The following is a 14455-nucleotide window of genomic DNA, read 5'->3' as shown; positions in this document are numbered from 1 at the left end:
GAGCTGTTCGCTCGTTTCCACGCCGATCTCGACGAGAGCATGGCCATCATGCGCGCAGAACCGCTCGGACTCGGGCAGTTCGTGCCGCACGATCTCACGCGGCAGTTTCGGATCGAGTGGTTTGCGCCCGCGCTTGCTACGCGTGTGGGCTCCAACCGACGTGCCGGGCATGTCCTCGCGCGCAGGCGCATCGGCAGTCGTCGCCAGTGCCTCTGCTTCGTTGAACAGGCCAAGCTGGTCGGCATGGCGCGCCTCGCTCGATGCGCCGAACAGTTCGTGCTTGTAGGCCCGCAGCTTCTCTTCGGCCAGATCGCGCTGGGCCGTTACGAGCCGAAGTTCACCGCGCAGCGCGTCACGTTCGGCGCTCGCGGCAATCAGCGCCTCGTACTCCTCAGCGCTCAGCGTGACGGGGGTGTTCGGCATGGTCGGTTAGACCATACCGTGCGCGCGTTGTTCAGCTCATTCGCGCGTAATATCGCTGGGGATGCTTCTGAATCACGGCCAGATCGATTCCGTCGAGCAGCCAGTGCAACTGCTCGGCGCTGAGCGTGATCGTTTCACCTCCGTTTGGCCAGATGAAGCGATCGGCTTCGAGGCGCTTGAGCAGCAACCAGAAGCCGTTGCCACCCCAGCCGAGGATCTTAATTCGATCACGACGTCGGTTGCCGAACACGAACAGCGCCGAGGTCATCGGGTTAAGGTGCATCGCCTGTTCGACCAGGATCGACAGCCCGTTGATACCCATGCGGAAGTCGACCGGATCGCGATGCAGGTAGATCTTCAGCGCTTCGTCGAACCGGAACACGGCAACCTCCCCAGCATCTGGATCACCGTGGCAAGCTCATCGACGCTTGCTTCGCCAAGATCAAGCTCGACACCATTGGTCAGACGCACGTGCAGCGATAGTGCCATTGCTCGAATCGGAGGTAACGGCTCCGGTAGCAGTGCTGGTGACGAAGGGGGAACCGCAACAACTGGCACGAACGCCGATGGTGTATTAGGGAGGTCGATCGCAACGCCGTCGGAAATTGCAGGCGTCCGAGCTACCCGCTCATGTTCGAGTTGGGCCTGGATCTTTTGGTAGCGCGCAATCCAGCTGCGTAGCAGGTTCGGATTGAGGTCGTGCTCCATCGCAGTCCGGGCTATTGAAACGCCTGGCTGGAGGCAGATCTGTACCAATTCATCACGAGCCGTATCGTCATATTCCCGGCGGCCATCTCGTTTCCGTCCGACGACCAATCGGCTCCGTAGGTCTTGTTTCTCACTCATACGCCCTGATATCAGCTGTCCACGTGGACACGTAGCATCAGAGTGCAGCGATTTCTACACAAGGGCGCCGTTATTCGACCGCTTACGATACTTTGCGACAAGCGAACCTGGCGCTGCCAGCGCGCTGGGAAGGGCCGCGCGCTGCAGGGCGTCCGCCTCGCGATGCTGAGCCCACCGCCGGCCTATGGTGGTTCGGCCTGGTGGCTGCAGTCCGGCAAGCTCACATCTGCGTTGAACCTCCAGCACGAGATCGGTTGCAGGATGCGCCAAATGTCGTTGAGTGGGCAGCCAGACGTGCACTACTTCGTCAATCACTGCATCAACGGCCCGTCCCAATCGATGGCTGCTCTCAGATGGGCCTCGTCGCTTTGGGATGACCGCGCTCGCTACCGGGTCTGCCAGAAATTTCCGCCGTAGACGATAGACCGTAGTCCAGTGGACGCCCAGCAGATTGGCAGCCGAAACCGCGCGCTTCTTCGAAAGCGGTCCTCACCCTAATGGCCGGAGGACTTTTGCTACTTTTTCCGCTCTGCTAACTGCTTCCTCGGAAACCGTCATTGCCGCTCCTATTCGAGCCTCGTCAGACGCGTTAGCGGAATTAACGGACAGGTAGAACGCGTCAGCAAAATCAACGGACATCCGAGCGTGCGCGCGTTGCCAAAACGCAACGCGTCAAAAGACGCGCGAAACGGCGGCAATGCCTTATCTCACGGGGCCGGGGGCGTGTCTAACATTAGCGTAATCTGTGGACACGATTAGCAGTTTTTAAGGGCTTCAACACCTGCTCACGGAACTTGCCGAAGAGTATGCGTTCGCGCAACTGTGCGAGGCGCTTATGCTATCGTTCACGGCAGAAAACGAAGCCCGCATGCGGGCAATGGTGGCTGCCCGCGCCGCCGTTCACGATACGCTCGAACAGTTGACGGGCGACTTTCGCCGGCTGCGACCGGAAGAGATCACCGCCGAGATCGTCGAGTTGTCCGCCGGCAGTCCCGCGGTCGGGACCAAGCGGCGCGAGCCGCGTCCGCCGCGCTGAGCGCGGCGCCCCTTTCACACGTATTCGCAGCGCATTCGCCGAGAGCCGCATGGACAACTTGCCGCAAGCTACCGATCCGGACGGGCTCGATCCCGTCGTCGGCCCTTCCAAACCACGTCTGCTCGGCGTGCTCGGCCCGGGCCTGATCGCAGGCGCCTCGGACGACGATCCGAGCGGCATCGCCACCTATAGCCAAGCGGGGGCCGCATTCGGCTACGGCCTCGCGTGGACCCTGCTCTTCAGCTATCCGCTCATGGTCGCGATTCAGATGATCAGCGCCAGAATCGGCCGCACCACCGGCCACGGCATCGCCGGCGTGTTGCGGTTGCACTATCCGAACTGGCTGCTGCAATGGGTGGTCGTGCTGCTGCTGATCGCAAATATCATCAATCTGGGCGCGGACCTCGGCGCGATGGCCGACGCAACGGCGCTATTGCTGCCGGGCCCGAAGTGGCTGTATGTGCTGTTCTTTTCCGCGGTGTGTATTTGCATGCAGCTATTGCTGCAGTATACGCGCTACGTCGCCGTGCTGAAATGGTTCACGCTGTCGCTGTTTGCGTATTTCGCTGTGCTGGCCGTCGCGCACGTGAACTGGAGCCAGCTCGCCAGCCACCTCTTCGTTCCGCGCATCAGCTGGACGTCCGGCTATTTGACCGCAGTGGTCGCGGTATTCGGCACGACGATCAGCCCGTATCTGTTCTTCTGGCAATCCGAAGAAGAAGTCGAGGATATGCGCGCGCATCCGCGCCAGCAGGATCTGCTCGCAGCACCCGAGCAAGGCCCCGCCGCCTTGCATCGCATCGAGATCGATACGGTGATCGGCATGGGGCTCTCCAATCTGGCCGCATTGGCGATTCTGGCGACGACCGCCGCCACGCTCAATGCGCACGGCACGCTGGACATTCAAACCTCGTCGCAAGCCGCGCAGGCATTGCGGCCCATCGCCGGCTCGTTCGCCGCGCTCTTTTTCACGACCGGCATCGTCGGCACCGGGCTGCTGTCCGTCCCGGTGCTGGCGGGGTCCGCCGCGTATGCGATCGGCGAAGCGCGCGACTGGCCGGTCGGCTTCACGCGCAAGGTTCAGGAAGCCAAAGCTTTTTACGCAACGATCGCGCTCGCCACGCTGATCGGCATGATCGTCAACTTCGTGTCCATCAATGCGATCAAGGCGCTGTACTGGAGCGCGGTCATCAATGGCGTCGTCGCGGTTCCCGTCATGGCCGTCATGATGCTGATCGTTTCGAGGGCCGACATCATGGGGCGGTCCGCCGCGCGAGGATGGTTGCGCGGGCTCGGCTGGGTCGCCACTGGCGTAATGCTGGTGATTGCGCTAGCAATGCTGGCCACGTCGTTCTAGGTCGTTCGAGGCACGCGTTGCGCCTGCATCGCAGCGGGTGGATCTTCTTCCACCGTCGGCACGTCGCAACCAATCTGCGTGCCTGCCGTGCCGGCAACTAGCCGTTCGAAACGACCTGGGCGGAATAACGGCCCAGCGCCGGCAGCCAGAGCAGTCGGTGTGTGCAATGAGCGAAACTGCTCTCGCTTCAAATCGTCGATGCCCCGGCGCTGCTCATGCCAGCATACGGCCATCCAACGCGCCGTCATCATATCTAGGGATGAACGGGCTTTTGTATCGCACTGTATCCGACGCTGCCTCCGAAAAACGGGCATACAGGAAGCCCCTGTTGGGGAAACATGGCCGATACGTGGATGGGTTCTACTGTCGACATGCCGAAGACGCCACGCGGCGCCGCTTTTGAATTCCATAGGATCGACCATGAAAATATTCGTCACCTTCGACAGTGCGGGTGTGAAACTCGCCGGCCACCTCTATCTTGAGTCCACCGAAGCCGGAACCCTACGTCCCGCAATCGTCGTGGGCCACCCCGGCGCCGGCGTCAAGGAACAGGCTGCCGGCTTGTACGCGCAGCACCTGGCGCGGCAAGGGTTCGTCGCGCTTGCTTTCGATGCGGCCCATCAGGGCGAAAGCGAGGGCGAGCCACGTGGACTCGAGGATCCGGCCCATCGCATCGAGGACTTCAAGGCCGCTGTCTCGTTCCTCACAACATGCGAGAACGTCGATCCGGACCGCATCGGTGCGCTGGGAATCTGCGCCTCCGGTGGCTACCTCATTCCTGCCGCCGCCACCGACCCACGCATCAAAGCGGTGGCGACGGTCAGCGCCGCTGACATCGGCCTGCAATTTCGCGTCGGTGCGGACCGCCGGCAGAATCCCGCGATATTCCAAAGCATGCTCAATGCCGCCGCCGCGGCTCGCACAGCCGAGGCCAACGGAGAAGGCGTCGGCGTGTTTCCGATTTTCCCGACCGAAGCGCAGGCACGCGTGAGCGACCGGCACGTGTTCGAAGGCTGGGAGTACTACTGCTCCGCGCGCGCGCATCACCCGCGCTCAGCCACGTTCTTCACCTGGAACAGCGTGGATCGCATTGCACACTTCGACGCCTTCTGGCTCATCGATGCAATCGCGCCACGCCCGCTGCTGATGATCGTCGGCACTGAGGCCGCCACGTCGTGGATGTCGTCGGACGCCTTCGCGAACGCACAGGAACCAAAGGAGCTGTTTTGGGTGGAAGGCGCGACGCACGTCGCGCTGTACGACACAGCGCCGTATGTCAATGCCGCCGTAACGAAGCTCAACGACTTTTTCAGTGAGAAACTTGGTGGGCTTGGCACGGCATAGTTGCTTTTATGATCAGTTTACATCGCTGGCGCATCCAGCCCGGCGTCAGGATTGGCCGCGCTATCAAAACGATGTGGCGATCTGCGCCTGAAGTATGAGGCTGTTGCGCGTGCGGTTTCGCACAGCAGTTTCCGTGTATGCGTTGAGCCAAAGCGCGCGCGTTCGAGTGATCTGCCAGAAGAGTCCGGGGCGCTGATGGTGCTGCTCGGCACTATGACCGCCGAGCAGCGCGTCGCCGCCTTCCTGCTGAACCATTCCACCCGCTTCAAGGCGCGCGGTTACTCGGCCGCCGAATTCGTGCTGCGGATGACACGCGACGAGATCGGCGAATATCTCGGGATGAAGCTCGAAACGGTTATCCGCATGCTGTCGAAGTTCCAGCGCAACGGGCTCGTCGCCGCGCAAGGCAAGCAGATCCGCATCGTGGATCCGGAAGGCCTCGGGCGCATCCGAGCGGATCGCGGGGATCGGGCGGGATCAGCCGCGCATGGCGAGCACGGCAGCGCCGGACACGCGCCCCATGCGCAGATCGTCGAGTGCGCGATTCGCATCGGTCAGCGCGTAGCGCACGGCTTCGACCCGCAGCGGCATCGCGGCGGCGATCCGCATGAATTTGGCCGCATCCGCACGCGTCAGGTTGGCGACCGACGCGATCCGGCGCTCGCCCCACAGCCACGCGTACGGAAAGCTCGGGATATCGCTCATGTGAATGCCGCCGCATACGACGATCCCGCCTTTGCCCACGGCGCGCAGCGCGGCCGGCACCAGCGCGCCCGCCGGCGCGAAGATGAGCGCGGCGTCGAGTGTTTCCGGCGGCGTTTCGTCGCTGCCGCCGGCCCACGCGGCGCCGAGCGACAGCGCGAGCTGCTGGGCCGCGGTATCGCCGGGTTTCGTCAGCGCGAACACCTTGCGCCCCTCGAAACGCGCGACCTGCGCGACGAGATGGGCGGCCGCGCCGAAGCCGTAGATGCCGATGCGACGCGCATCGCCGGCCATGCGCAAGGTTCGATAGCCGATCAGGCCGGCGCACAGCAGCGGCGCGGCCTCGAGATCTGAATAGCGTTGCGGCAGGTGCACGCAATACCGGTGGTCGGCGACCGCGCACTCGGCGTAGCCGCCGTCGATCGTATAGCCCGTGAAACCCGGGCTGTCGCACAGGTTCTCGCGGCCCGACGTGCAATACGCGCAATGCCCGCATGTCGAACCGAGCCAGGGAACCCCCACCCGGTCGCCGACGGAGAACCCCGTCACGCCATCGCCGAGCACGCGCACCGTTCCGACGATTTCGTGCCCCGGCACCAGCGGCAGCTTCGGGTGCGCGAGCTCGCCGTCGACGACGTGCAGATCGGTTCGACAGACACCGCATGCATGCACGTCGATCAACAACTGGCCCGGCGCCGGCCGCGGATCCGGCACGCGCGCCTCGCGCAAATGCGGTGTCGTGCCGTCAAACATCATCGCAAGCATGCTCGCCTCTCGCCCGATCGTCTTCGTACTTCGCTGTCCACTCCACACGGCGGCAGCAGCATCAGGACAGATGTATCTCGGCGCTTGAGTCAGTCTTGGCAGCTAAAAGGAGACCAAGTCTCGGTTTCCGCGCTTTCTTCAATCGCGAACTGTCCTGAATCGACCTGAGCCAGTGACCGGTGCATGCTCAGCCAGCCTCCAGTCGTGCACGTTGTTCGCTTGACCTGCTCCCCGCGTTTAGTACGGTGGCGGTGTAGAGTCCGTCCAGAGGTACGGGCGCATCCGCGCAAGCTGAAGATCGGCACCAGGCGATTCCAGTCCGACCGTGCGCCAGATCGCGAAGAACCGGTCGGCGAGCGCGTTCCCGCATTTGACCTCCATCAAGTGCCAGCTCGGGGCCACGCATAGACTGAGTCGGACTACTTGCCGGACACGCGCGCGACGGCTACCGCGCCAATGACACGCCGAGACCGGGCGGCCGTGCGCACCGGCGCGGCGCCGCGATGCCGCCGCTCACCGAGCATGGCGGCCCGCTGTCCTCCAAGGACGCGCATACGCCGATTCGCCGGGTCATGAGCCAGTAAAGCCGCGACCGCCGGTGACGGCGACCGCCCTCCTTCATCGATTCGGAGCCTATTGTGCGGATCACCCTGCATCTCGATACTTTCGCGTGCGACAACCCGTCGGCCTATGCCATTCTCTGGATCGACACGGCCACGCGACGCTGGTCGCGCGAAGGTCATGCCGGAATGGACCTGCCCGCGTGGGGGGCACTCGTCCGCGAAGGCAGCGCCACCCTGATGACGGGACCCGACAACGCCGGTACCCTCTGCTGGCTCGACGATCTCGATCTCGACGCACCGTCCGGGCCGTTCGAAGGCCAGGCCGGCTGCGCGCGCTGGCTGCGCGACGCCATGCAGGCGCCAGTGACAGGCACATGGCGGGTGCAGTGGGTCGACGATACGGCGGAGACGCCGGAACACGAGGTATTTACCGGCGACGAGGAAATTTAGTCGGACCAAGGCTACCGACTGTGCCGGCTCCGTCGACACGGCGGATCAACACACGCTTGGCGAATCGCCGCAAACCGCCGCGGGCCAGTACATCGGGCCATGGCGAAGCGCGCCCGATACGCGGGACGTGTCAGCGAGAATTTTCGTGGGTTCCAGTGGCCGCGCTCGTGCCGAGTTGCCGCTCGGCGAGGTCAAATGCCCGCTCCAACGCATTCATGGGATCCGCGCCCATCATATGCGGAACGGGACGGAGTTCCCCGTTGCGCGTGATCAAATCGAGCCGTACGTCATACCTCGGCTGGCGAGTCGACGCGCCCATGGCCTCGATCGCGAGATGGCAGCCGGCCAGTTGCGGACTGAACTGCTCGAGGCGCATCAGCTGGATGGTCGCTTCCGCTTCCAACTGAGTCGATCCGGCGAAGCCGAAGTAAGCGATTTGCATCCAAATTCCCATGTTCAGCTCCCGTTGATTGCGCCGATTGATGGCGAGAGCCGGTTCATCAGTGTGGTGCGCTCGCAATACTTGATTTCGTACTAGTACGTCCATCTTCCACGGCCGCGGCACTGCCTTGTTGATGTGCGTCAACCGACGGACATCACCGCACGCTGCCCGACAACCGGCGCCGGTCGCGCAACGAACCAGCGGCTCGCGCCGACCGTGGTCAAGCAACGGATCGCACGCTTTCACCGTGAGATCGGACAGGCCGGAGTGCCGCAGGAGCCGCGATGAAGAAGCCCGCACCGACCGTTCCGCCGGCATCAGGCAGGTCCAGGGCGTTCGAGCGCAAGCCGGTCCGCTCGGTGTGCGGGGCGGACCACTGAGCAGAGCTGGACCCGCACGAACGTCAGTTCGGCATCGACCGGGGAGCCGCGCACCGCGCTCCTCCGCTACGGCGAGCGCCAGGCGCCAAATATTCGCCCGTCCTCGAATATGTTTTGCGGCACGCCGGCAAACGAGTCGCAACGCATGGACGAACTTCATCCGATGCAGGCACTTATCCGTGTGATCGAATGAACGCGCGTACCGCTGTTCGGATTCTTCACTTCTTCACGATACGCGCAAGACGGAATCGGAGCCCCGGTTCGTCACTCCGTCGTCGGCAATGCCCGGCTCCGCACGTTGGCAACCGGCGTCGCGCGTGGCCTCATCGCTCCACGAACATGCTTGCCTGACCGACAAGAACCGACGTGCCCGCCGTGTCGTCGACGAGCCGCGCGATATCCGAAAGCGCGCCGATGGCCGCGCGTCGCCCGGTTGTCCGCGCAAAGTCGCAGACGGCCTCGACCTTGGGCCCCATCGATCCGGCCGCGAACTGTAGCGCCGCGAGCGCTTCCGGTGACGTGCGCCGGACCATGCGTGGGTCGGGCGTACCCCAGTCGACGTAAACGCCCGCCACGTCGGTAGCGATCACGAACAGGTCTGCGTCGAGTTCGCGCGCGAGGAGCGCTGCACTGCGGTCCTTGTCGATCACCGCCTCGATTCCGCGGTGCCGACCGTCGTTCGCTTTCACAACGGGAATGCCACCTCCACCCGCACATATCACGATAGTCCGGGTCGCGAGCAGCGCGCGCACCGGCTCGATCTCCAGAAAGCGCAGCGGTCGAGGGCTCGGCACGGCACGACGATAACCGCTGCCGTCGGCGACGATCGTCCATCCATTCGAACGCGCCCCTTCGGTCGCGGCCGCTTGCGTCAGCATCGGGCCGACCGGCTTGTCGGGCCGGTTGAAAGCGGCATCGGACGCACTGACCTCGACCATCGTCAGCAGTGTCGCGCAGGGGCGCGATGCAGACAGCCGGTTACGCAATTCGAGTTCGATCAGGTAACCGATCATGCCTTCGGTCTCGGCATCGAGCACGTCGAGCGGGAAACGTTCGGCAACCGGCGCCTGCCCGGACAATGCCGCGAGCATGCCGACCTGCGGGCCGTTGCCATGCGCGATCACGAGTTCGTTGCCGTGCGCGATGCCCGCGAGTTGCGCGGCGGCCAGCCGCACGTTTTCCTGCTGAGCGGCGGCGGTCATCGCCTCGCCGCGGCGCAGCAGCGCGTTGCCACCCAGGGCGACCACGATACGCATCGGTTCTTCTCCTCTAGCTCGCCAGCGTCGCGACGAGCACGGCCTTGATCGTATGCAGTCGGTTTTCGGCCTGCTCGAAAACGATGGATGCGTCCGATTCGAATATCTCGTCGGTGACCTCCACGCCTTCGGTCAATCCGAAACGATCCGCGAGCTGCTTTCCCACGACCGTATGAGCGTCATGAAACGCCGGCAGGCAATGCATGAACTTCACGCGCGGGTTGCCGGCTGCCGCGAGGAGCGCGGCGTTCACCTGGTACGGCAGCAGCGTGCGGATGCGTTCCACCCAGGTCTCCTCGGGCTCGCCCATCGACACCCACACGTCCGTATAAATGAAGTCCGCGCCTTTCACGGCCTCCGCGGGCTGCTCGGCAAGCGTGATCCGGGCGCCGGTTTTCGCGGCGATCTCGCGGCATTGCGCGATCAGCTCGTCATGCGGCCACAGATGCCGCGGCGCGCACAGGCGCACATCCATGCCGAGCTTCGCACCGACGATCATCAGCGAATTCCCGGTATTGTTGTGCGCGTCGCCGATGTAGCAATACGCGATCTCGTGCAGCGGCTTGTCGCTGTGTTCGTGCATGGTCAGCACGTCGGCTAGCATCTGGGTCGGATGGAATTCGTCGGTCAGGCCGTTGTAGACCGGCACGCCCGCATACTGCGCGAGTTCCTCGACGATTGTCTGGCCGAAGCCGCGATACTCGATCGCATCGTACATGCGGCCCAGCACGCGTGCCGTATCCTTCATCGATTCCTTGTGGCCGATCTGCGAGCCGGTCGGATCGATATAGGTGACGTGCGCGCCCTGGTCGTGCGCGGCGACCTCGAACGCGCAGCGCGTGCGCGTCGACGTCTTCTCGAAAATCAGGGCGATGTTCTTGCCGGTCAGGCGCGGCTGCTCCGTTCCCGCATATTTCGCCCGCTTCAGGTCGCGGGACAGGTCGAGGAGATAGCGGATCTGGCGCGGCGTGTAGTCGATCAGCGTCAGGTAGCTGCGGTTATGTACGTTGAACATGGTGAGATTCCGTCTATCGATATCGGTTGATTGCGCGCTCAGAGCGCGATCGGATCGCGCGCCACCGGGCAGCTCAGGCAATGACTGCCACCGCGCCCGCGGCCGAGTTCACCGCCCGGCAGCTCGATGACTTCGACGCCGGCCTGGCGCATCTTGCGATTCGTGTAGGTGTTGCGGTCGTAGGCGAGCACGACCCGGCGATCCAGCGCGAGCACGTTATTGCCGTCGTCCCATTGCTCGCGCTCGCTCTCATAGCGGTCGCCCCCGGTCGTCAGCACGCGCAGCGAGCCGACGCCGAGCGCGTTGGCCACGACCTCCAGGAACCGGCCGTCGTGGCGCTCGTAGCGGACCTGCCCGAGCGTGTCGCCGGGGTACAGGCTCGTGCAGCGGATCTCGTCGGCCACGTCCGGATAAATGCTGACGAAGTCCGCGTCGAGGAACGAGAACACCGTGTCTAGATGCATCGACGCGCGCGACTTCGGCAACTGGCAGGCGATCACGCGCTTCGCGCCGTGGCCGGCAAACAGTGCGCGCGCCACCTGTGTCACGGCTTGCGGGCTCGAACGCTCGCCCATGCCGATCAGCACCACACCGTTACCGATCGCCATCACGTCGCCGCCTTCAAGCGTCTGTGCGCCGTGGTCGACGTCCGGATTACCCCACCAGGTACGGACCTGGCCGGCAAACCGCGGATGGAATGCGTAGACCGCGGCGAGCAGCAGCGTTTCCTTGCGCCGTGCCGGCCAGAACATCGGATGCAGCGTCACGCCGCCATAGATCCACGCGCTCGGATCGCGCTGAAAGATCAGGTTCACGAGCGGCGGAATCACGAAGTCGGACCGCTCCAGATAGCCGCCGAACAGGCCGCGCGCGTCGAACGGCAGCTCCGATTTGGCGACGCCGCCGATCAGTGCCTCGGCAAGCCGCTGCGCCGGCATCGATTCGAGCCATAACCTGAGTTCCCGCAGCATGCCGGTGCCGACTTCCTCCTCGGTGATGCGGCGATCGAGGATCCAGTCTCGCGCACGGGTATCGAGGCACACTTGGGCCAGCAGCTGCTGGAATTCCAGCACTTCCACGTCCCGTTCGCGCAGCACACGCACGAAGGTCTGGTGATCCTCGATCGCCTTGTCGACCCACAGCACGTCGTCGAACAGCAAGGCGCCGCAGTTGGCCGGCGTGAGCCGCCGATGAGCGAGGCCCGGCGCGCACACCATCACGGTGCGCAGCTTGCCGGCTTCGGAGTGAACGCCCAATGTCATGGTGAGTTTTTCCTTGATCCCGAAGTAGTGGTTCGACCGCGATGGACGTCGGGAGTCGCATGCGGCCATCGTGGTCACCCCGGCTGTCTAGGTTCGGATCACGCTGTCGGAACCCGTAAGCCGGCGGGCGGCGTATCAGCCGACCGACACGATGCCCTTCGCAAACAGCACGACCGCGCTCACCGCGACCACAAGCAGCACGCCGGCCGCGACGCGTTCGCGGCCGGTGAAGACGTTCGACTGCGGATCCTTCTCGCGCTGCGCATACCAGAACACCGGGATGCCGACGACGAAGAAAATGGTGGACATCAGCAGGTAGGTCGGGCCGGCCGCATAGAGCAGCCAGGCCGCGTACATGGTTCCCAGGACGCCGGTCCAGATCGACGCGCGCTTGCCCTCGCCTGCCCGCTCGTGAAAGCTCTTTTGCGTGGAGCACTTCCAAAGAAAACCTGTGCTGGCGAGATACGGCGGCAGGATCATGACGCCGGCCACGCTGATGAGCCATATCCACGCGTCGTGCGCGAACAGCACCACGAACATCATGACCTGCATCACCGCGCTCGACAGCCATAGCGACGGCGCGGCCGCGTGATGCCGGTTCTCGCGGGACAGAAAGCGCGGGAAAATGCCATCCCGGGCAGCCGCATAAGGCAGTTCGGCGACGAGCACCGTCCACGCGAGCCAGCAGCTCAGTACCGAAAACAGTAAAGCGACGACGATGAAGACCGCCCCCCAGTGCCCGACAAGCTGCTCCAGCACATATGCGGAGGACGGATTCTGCAGGCCGGCCAACTGGTGCTGCGACATCACACCAAACGGCAGCACCGAAAGCAGGAAATAAAGCGTCGTGCAGACCGCCAGCCCAATGAACGTCGCGGTACCGACTTCGTGCTGGTTGCGCGCGCGATCGGACACGACCACGGCGCCCTCGATGCCGATGAACACCCACAGCGTGACCAGCATTGTGCTTTTGATCTGCGCGAGCGTGCCGCCCAGGTGTTGCTGCTGCCCCCAGACGTCGAACGTGAAGTGCCCTTTCTGGAAGAACAGCGCGATCACGACGATCGCGATCGACAGCGTGACGATGTTGACGACGCTTGCCATCGTGTTGAGAATCGCCACCCGCTTCACGCCGGAGAGCACCATGAAGTGCAATGTCCAGATCAACAGCGAACAGCCCACGATCGACTGCCAGTTCTTGCCGTCGAACACCGGAAAGAAATACCCCAGCGTCTGCATGATCAGCACCGCGAATGCGACGTTGCCGAATGCGGAACTGAGCCAATACCCCCACGCCATCTCGAAGCCGGCGAACTTGCCGAAACCTTCTCGTGCATAGGAATAGATGCCGGCAGTCAGGTCGGGACGCTGGTCCGCCAGCGTGCGGAACGCGTTGGACATGAAGAACATGCCGACGAGCGTGATCGCCCATGCGATCGCAATGGCGCCCAGGCCTGCACCCGCGGCCATGTTCTGCGGAAGGTTGAAGGCGCCGCCGCCAATCATCGAGCCGACGACGATGCCGCTCAACAGCAGCAGGCCGAGCTTGCGCGTTTCCGGGCCGCCTGCCGCCGGTTTAGACGGCTGCGTGCCTTCGACCGGCGGCTTTTCGACTACAGGTTGGCTCATACCAGTTCTCCGAATGCGTTGACTTGGCCTGGCCACGGCATGCGACTGGATCGTTGCGACGTCGCACCGTAACGGGCGCTCTTCCGGCTGACGGCAGTGTCACCCGGCGATGCGCCTCCGTCGAGGTGAACGCGAAACGCGTCGGTAACATACCGCGCTCCAATCGATAAAAATTGGAGTTCTACTTATATTGATTGATGTGATTCGGATCAAAGAAAACCGGATATCGACGGCATCACTCAACAGGCAAGCTGGGTGTGTCGGTGCACGCACAATGCAGACTTCGCGAGCGGCGTGATCGGTTCGTAGCGCCTGCCGATTCCAATGACGATAGTAGGTATCGAATCACTCGTGTTGGTTGACTCATGTCAAGTGGAAATCAGGCAGCCGAGTACAACCATCGGTCCTTACCGGGGGTTCTTACAGCGTTCGCAGACATCAATTTCGTCCTGAGGGCGCGGACGGTGTACTAGGCGACATGCATACAAATCTTTCAGCAATCCATTCTCGTAGAGCAAAGTAAAGTTGTTAACGGTTGCGAAGTCAAAATGTCACTTCACCGGTCAACACCGACGTGTAATCAGAAAACGGTCGGAGCAGCCCCACCTGAAACGCCTACAAGGACCTTCGGGTTCATGCAACGTCGTTCTGACATCTCTGCATTGCGGCACGATGGCGACGAGACGGACTGCGCACCTACAATCGGCCCGCGAGCGCGCTTGGCTCGGGCCAGAATACTAACCGCTCAACAGGGCTCCATCCGGACAGCGGCATTGCGCTGTGCATGCCGAGCGTTTCATCGAGCTGTCCTGCTGCCGGTCCAACCTGTCGTCGATTCGTCCGTTGCAATCTGTCAGGGAAAGGCGCTGCTGGCGCAATCTGTGCCAAGATGGGAGCCTTTCAGCGGTCAAGGCTGGCGAGGAAGTGGTTCCGGCCTCAGAGCTGACGACGTGCGACGGCAGCGCCTGCTGGTCGTGAAGGTCAC

At 63.4% G+C, this 14455-nt stretch carries 13 protein-coding genes and 1 pseudogene; 5 read left to right on the top strand and 9 right to left on the bottom strand.

Annotation, left to right across the window (positions count from 1 at the left end; genetic code table 11):
- From C5F75_RS34805 to tnpA, 3 genes are all read right to left on the bottom strand, one after another.
- Nucleotides 1-423 (bottom strand): IS66 family transposase (locus C5F75_RS34805; protein ID WP_456151274.1); only part of this gene is annotated, 423 nt, incomplete at its 3' end.
- 31 nt (nt 424-454) lie between these two features.
- Nucleotides 455-805, bottom strand: a complete 351-nt coding sequence (gene tnpB / locus C5F75_RS34800) for an IS66 family insertion sequence element accessory protein TnpB (protein WP_104013444.1) — start codon at nt 803-805, stop codon at nt 455-457.
- Nucleotides 781-1269: an IS66-like element accessory protein TnpA gene (tnpA, locus tag C5F75_RS34795; RefSeq protein WP_104013443.1), complete on the bottom strand. Its 489-nt coding sequence runs from the start codon at nt 1267-1269 to the stop codon at nt 781-783. Before tnpA ends, tnpB begins: the two co-directional genes overlap by 25 nt.
- A 781-nt stretch (nt 1270-2050) precedes the next feature.
- Between tnpA and C5F75_RS34785 the strand changes: the two genes are divergently transcribed.
- The 4 genes and pseudogenes from C5F75_RS34785 to C5F75_RS34765 form a co-directional block, all read left to right on the top strand.
- Nucleotides 2051-2305, top strand: a complete 255-nt coding sequence (locus tag C5F75_RS34785) for a F0F1 ATP synthase subunit gamma (protein WP_104013442.1) — start codon at nt 2051-2053, stop codon at nt 2303-2305.
- Nucleotides 2306-2354: 49 nt separating this feature from the next.
- On the top strand, nt 2355-3662 hold the full coding sequence (locus tag C5F75_RS34780) for an NRAMP family divalent metal transporter (protein WP_104013441.1): 1308 nt from the start codon (nt 2355-2357) through the stop codon (nt 3660-3662).
- Between the two features lie 420 nt (nt 3663-4082).
- Nucleotides 4083-5006, top strand: a complete 924-nt coding sequence (locus C5F75_RS34775) for an alpha/beta hydrolase (RefSeq protein ID WP_104013440.1) — start codon at nt 4083-4085, stop codon at nt 5004-5006.
- Between the two features lie 189 nt (nt 5007-5195).
- Nucleotides 5196-5456: pseudogene (locus C5F75_RS34765) on the top strand (helix-turn-helix domain-containing protein); the annotation flags it as partial.
- Nucleotides 5457-5483: 27 nt separating this feature from the next.
- Here the strand turns inward: C5F75_RS34765 and C5F75_RS34760 are convergent.
- Nucleotides 5484-6473 carry a zinc-dependent alcohol dehydrogenase family protein gene (locus tag C5F75_RS34760; protein ID WP_104013439.1) on the bottom strand — a complete coding sequence of 330 codons (990 nt, stop codon included), beginning with the start codon at nt 6471-6473 and terminating at the stop codon, nt 5484-5486.
- 638 nt (nt 6474-7111) lie between these two features.
- Between C5F75_RS34760 and C5F75_RS34755 the strand changes: the two genes are divergently transcribed.
- The gene (locus C5F75_RS34755; protein WP_104013438.1) at nt 7112-7486 is read left to right on the top strand and encodes a DUF3564 family protein; all 375 of its coding nucleotides are present in this window, start codon (nt 7112-7114) and stop codon (nt 7484-7486) included.
- A gap of 130 nt (nt 7487-7616) precedes the next feature.
- On the opposite strand, the gene C5F75_RS34750 is transcribed toward C5F75_RS34755, so the two are convergent.
- From C5F75_RS34750 to C5F75_RS34730, 5 genes are all read right to left on the bottom strand, one after another.
- The gene (locus tag C5F75_RS34750; protein ID WP_181035512.1) at nt 7617-7928 is read right to left on the bottom strand and encodes a hypothetical protein; all 312 of its coding nucleotides are present in this window, start codon (nt 7926-7928) and stop codon (nt 7617-7619) included.
- A gap of 703 nt (nt 7929-8631) precedes the next feature.
- Nucleotides 8632-9564 (bottom strand): carbamate kinase, encoded by a 933-nt coding sequence (locus C5F75_RS34745; RefSeq protein ID WP_104013436.1) that lies wholly within the window; start codon nt 9562-9564, stop codon nt 8632-8634.
- 13 nt (nt 9565-9577) lie between these two features.
- Nucleotides 9578-10579, bottom strand: a complete 1002-nt coding sequence (locus C5F75_RS34740; protein ID WP_104013435.1) for an ornithine carbamoyltransferase — start codon at nt 10577-10579, stop codon at nt 9578-9580.
- A gap of 38 nt (nt 10580-10617) precedes the next feature.
- The gene (locus C5F75_RS34735; RefSeq protein WP_104013434.1) at nt 10618-11841 is read right to left on the bottom strand and encodes an arginine deiminase; all 1224 of its coding nucleotides are present in this window, start codon (nt 11839-11841) and stop codon (nt 10618-10620) included.
- A 135-nt stretch (nt 11842-11976) separates the two neighbouring features.
- Nucleotides 11977-13470 carry a basic amino acid/polyamine antiporter gene (locus C5F75_RS34730; protein ID WP_104013433.1) on the bottom strand — a complete coding sequence of 498 codons (1494 nt, stop codon included), beginning with the start codon at nt 13468-13470 and terminating at the stop codon, nt 11977-11979.
- Nucleotides 13471-14455: the final 985 nt, after the last annotated feature.

Source organism: Burkholderia anthinoferrum (assembly GCF_002925705.1).
GTDB classification, from domain to species: Bacteria; Pseudomonadota; Gammaproteobacteria; order Burkholderiales; family Burkholderiaceae; genus Burkholderia; species Burkholderia semiarida.
The sequence above is the reverse complement of the archived record's forward strand: the minus strand, read 5'-3'. Positions and strand labels throughout refer to the sequence as shown.

What these genes read in the sequence shown, in the direction of transcription:
- tnpA (WP_104013443.1), bottom strand. Translation starts at nt 1,269, where the DNA reads ATGAGTGAGAAACAAGACCTACGGAGCCGATTGGTCGTCGGACGGAAA.
- C5F75_RS34780 (WP_104013441.1), top strand. Translation starts at nt 2,355, where the DNA reads ATGGACAACTTGCCGCAAGCTACCGATCCGGACGGGCTCGATCCCGTC.
- C5F75_RS34775 (WP_104013440.1), top strand. Translation starts at nt 4,083, where the DNA reads ATGAAAATATTCGTCACCTTCGACAGTGCGGGTGTGAAACTCGCCGGC.
- C5F75_RS34760 (WP_104013439.1), bottom strand. Translation starts at nt 6,473, where the DNA reads ATGCTTGCGATGATGTTTGACGGCACGACACCGCATTTGCGCGAGGCG.
- C5F75_RS34750 (WP_181035512.1), bottom strand. Translation starts at nt 7,928, where the DNA reads ATGCAAATCGCTTACTTCGGCTTCGCCGGATCGACTCAGTTGGAAGCG.
- C5F75_RS34745 (WP_104013436.1), bottom strand. Translation starts at nt 9,564, where the DNA reads ATGCGTATCGTGGTCGCCCTGGGTGGCAACGCGCTGCTGCGCCGCGGC.
- C5F75_RS34740 (WP_104013435.1), bottom strand. Translation starts at nt 10,579, where the DNA reads ATGTTCAACGTACATAACCGCAGCTACCTGACGCTGATCGACTACACG.
- C5F75_RS34735 (WP_104013434.1), bottom strand. Translation starts at nt 11,841, where the DNA reads ATGACATTGGGCGTTCACTCCGAAGCCGGCAAGCTGCGCACCGTGATG.
- C5F75_RS34730 (WP_104013433.1), bottom strand. Translation starts at nt 13,470, where the DNA reads ATGAGCCAACCTGTAGTCGAAAAGCCGCCGGTCGAAGGCACGCAGCCG.